2 protein-coding genes are annotated in these 1,278 nt (G+C 57.8%); both read left to right on the top strand.

Annotation, left to right across the window (positions count from 1 at the left end; genetic code table 11):
* Nucleotides 1-92: 92 nt before the first annotated feature.
* Nucleotides 93-533 carry a LytR/AlgR family response regulator transcription factor gene (locus J2I46_RS32575; protein ID WP_207333300.1) on the top strand — a complete coding sequence of 147 codons (441 nt, stop codon included), beginning with the start codon at nt 93-95 and terminating at the stop codon, nt 531-533.
* 493 nt (nt 534-1,026) lie between these two features.
* Nucleotides 1,027-1,278 (top strand): hypothetical protein (locus tag J2I46_RS32570; protein ID WP_207333299.1); only part of this gene is annotated, 252 nt, incomplete at its 3' end.

The following is a 1,278-nucleotide window of genomic DNA, read 5'->3' as shown; positions in this document are numbered from 1 at the left end:
GCAGGAAACGCCCGACCACTTTATCGTCACCTTTCCCCTGGTTAAGGTAAGCAGTCAACCGCCCCGCTCCCTGACCATATAAACCTATACCAATGCAACTTCTTCTTGTGGAAGACGAGGATATGGCCGCCCGAAAGCTGGCCAAAACGCTCTTCAGTGTTGAACCCACCGCTACGGTAGTGGCCATTACCGGCAGTATCCAAGAGACCGTCGACTGGCTACGTACCTACGGGTCCGCCCACGTCCGCTCCCCGGACTTGATTTTGATGGATCTCGAGCTAGCCGATGGCCAAAGCGTTCAAATCTTTGACCAGATCCAGGTGACTACGCCCGTTATCTTCACCACCTCCTACGACGAATATGCCCTGCGCGCCTTCAGGGCCAGCGGCGTGGATTACCTGCTCAAACCGGTGCAAAAAGAGGAGCTGCAAGCCGCTATACTAAAATTCATCCGTCAGCGGGCTCTTGGCCAATCCACCGCTGGCCAGACATCAGATGCCCTTCGGCAGTTAGTACAGGCGCTACACGGCTGAAACCGGGCCTGCCTGTTAAACGAACTGACCAGGCCGTGGGCGGTGGGTTACAAAAACCCGCCGCACCCCAGGCTACCCCGGCGCTTGTCCTACGCCAGCTGACAGCAGGGTCTAGCGGCAAGCAGCCTGCCATCAGAGTAGGTGTCTACTTCCCTATTTTTTGCCCCGTCTGGTGGGTCCCTTTCCGGTCACTACTTCGCCTGACCACTCCCTGGCTTCCCGGTAGGACCAAAATCTCCTGCTAGCGCCTTGTCCTTTCTGACCAGGTGTCATACCGCCTCCAGGCGTAGTCTGCTGGTTCATATCGGGCCTAACCCACGGGTCCAATTGACTGCCCCTTTATGGCAATCCAGTCAGCGCCCGTGCCAATTGAGCGCAGTAGTCATTGGCCGGGGCCGGGTCCGGGCTCAGTTTTGTACTCACCGGGCAAATCAAGGTGTAGCTGATCCCTTGCGCACCGGTGCTTACCTACTTTATAAACCGCATCAATACTATGCCTCGTTTTTCGCACATCACCCCCTTTCTGCTCCTGCTGCTGACCCTGCTTACGACGGCCCTGGGCAGCTGCAAACACGAACCCGCCGATTCCCTTGTTCCTGGCCCGGGCGAGGAGCTTCTCGACAAACCCTTCACGGCCATCCCCGATGAATACGTGGGCACCTGGTTTGCCTACCACAACGAGGGACCACTGACCCAGACCTGGAGCCAAGGCTCCTTCCAGGGCGAGCAGGGCTTCCGCGAGTTT

The organism is Fibrella forsythiae (assembly GCF_017353175.1).
In the GTDB taxonomy this organism is placed as follows: domain Bacteria; phylum Bacteroidota; class Bacteroidia; order Cytophagales; family Spirosomataceae; genus Fibrella; species Fibrella forsythiae.
Note: the sequence above shows the minus strand (reverse complement) of the source record. Positions and strands in the feature narration are given on the sequence as shown.